Below are 1,588 nucleotides of genomic sequence, written 5' to 3'. Positions count from 1 at the left end.
GGTCTAGCATGGCAGAAGCCGCAAAAAAACCGAGGCCGGAATACCGGAACATCGGGATTGGGCAGATATTGTTCGCATACCGCCTGCCGTTGGCCGGTCGCGTATCGATCGGTCACCGCGTGAGCGGTGCACTTCTATTCATTTTCCTGCCTTTCATCCTGTTCCTGTTCGACCAGAGCCTCACCTCCGAACTCAGCTTCGAGGTCTTCCGGGGCTTCCTCTCGAACATCATCGTCAAGCTCGTCGTGCTGGTCCTCGGCTGGGCCTTCCTGTTCCACTTCTGCGCCGGCGTGCGCCACCTGTTCATGGATTTCAACCATGACCTCGCGGCCAAAGAAAAGGGCAAGTCGACCTCGCTCGTCGTCGTCATTGTCTCCACGATCCTCACGATCGCCTTCGCGGCAAAACTCTTCGGAGCGTTTTAAGAATGTCGGCTAAAAACGGTATCGGTCCGAAGCGCCTCGTCGTCGGCGCTCATTACGGCCTGCGCGACTGGATTGCCCAGCGCGCCACCGCCGTCATCATGGCGATCTACACCATCGTGCTGCTCGTGCTCTTCTTCGGCGCACACGACTTTTCTTATGACGGCTGGGCGTCGATTTTCTCCGCCCAATGGATGAAGCTCGCGACGTTCGTCACGCTGCTCGCGCTGTTCTATCACGCCTGGATCGGCGTGCGCGACATCTGGATGGACTACATCAAGCCCGTCGGCCTGCGCATCGCGCTGGACGTGCTGACGATCGCCTGGCTGCTCGGCAGCCTCGGCTACGCCGCGCAGATTCTCTGGAGAGTGTAAAAGCATGGCTGCAATCAAGAATTCTCTGCCGCGTCGCAAGTTCGACGTGGTCATCGTCGGCGCGGGCGGCTCGGGGATGCGCGCATCGCTGCAACTCGCGCGCGCGGGCCTCTCGGTCTGCGTGCTCTCGAAAGTGTTCCCGACGCGCTCGCACACGGTCGCCGCTCAAGGCGGCATCGGCGCCTCGCTCGGCAACATGAGCGAAGACAACTGGCACTACCACTTCTACGACACGATCAAGGGCTCCGACTGGCTCGGCGACCAGGACGCGATCGAGTTCATGTGCCGCGAAGCACCGAACGCCGTCTACGAACTCGAACACATGGGCATGCCGTTCGACCGTAACGCCGACGGCACGATTTACCAGCGTCCGTTCGGCGGCCACACGGCCAACTACGGTGAGAAGCCGGTGCAGCGCGCCTGCGCGGCTGCCGACCGTACCGGCCACGCGCTGCTGCACACGCTGTATCAGCAGAACGTCGCGGCGAAGACCACGTTCTTCGTCGAATGGATGGCGCTGGATCTGATCCGCGACGCCGAAGGCGACGTGCTGGGCGTGACCGCGCTCGAAATGGAAACGGGCGACGTCTACATTCTCGAAGGCAAGACCACGCTGTTCGCCACGGGCGGCGCAGGTCGTATCTTCCAGGCATCGACGAATGCGTTCATCAACACGGGCGACGGTCTGGGCATGGCCGCGCGTTCGGGCATCGCGCTGCAGGACATGGAATTCTGGCAATTCCACCCGACCGGCGTGGCCGGTGCGGGCGTGCTGATTACGGAAGGCGTGCG

The 1,588-nt window shown here is 62.1% G+C and carries 3 protein-coding genes; all 3 read left to right on the top strand.

Translation table 11 applies throughout. From position 1 onward, the window contains the following. The first annotated feature begins 8 nt into the window (after nt 1–8). Nucleotides 9–425 carry a succinate dehydrogenase, cytochrome b556 subunit gene (gene sdhC / locus U4Y88_RS37515; RefSeq protein WP_310632600.1) on the top strand — a complete coding sequence of 139 codons (417 nt, stop codon included), beginning with the start codon at nt 9–11 and terminating at the stop codon, nt 423–425. 2 nt (nt 426–427) lie between these two features. After that, nucleotides 428–796, top strand: coding sequence for a succinate dehydrogenase, hydrophobic membrane anchor protein (gene sdhD, locus U4Y88_RS37510; RefSeq protein WP_205987909.1), 369 nt, complete (start codon nt 428–430; stop codon nt 794–796). Nucleotides 797–800: 4 nt separating this feature from the next. Then, nucleotides 801–1,588, top strand: a 788-nt coding sequence (locus tag U4Y88_RS37505; RefSeq protein WP_321790113.1) for an FAD-dependent oxidoreductase, incomplete at its 3' end; no start/stop codon positions are given.

Source organism: Paraburkholderia sp. J94, assembly GCF_905220285.1.
GTDB classification, from domain to species: Bacteria; Pseudomonadota; Gammaproteobacteria; order Burkholderiales; family Burkholderiaceae; genus Paraburkholderia; species Paraburkholderia tropica_A.
Note: the sequence above shows the minus strand (reverse complement) of the source record. Positions and strands in the feature narration are given on the sequence as shown.

Coding starts and splice junctions, on each gene's coding strand:
- sdhC (WP_310632600.1), top strand. CDS start 9: ATGGCAGAAGCCGCAAAAAAACCGAGGCCGGAATACCGGAACATCGGG.
- sdhD (WP_205987909.1), top strand. CDS start 428: ATGTCGGCTAAAAACGGTATCGGTCCGAAGCGCCTCGTCGTCGGCGCT.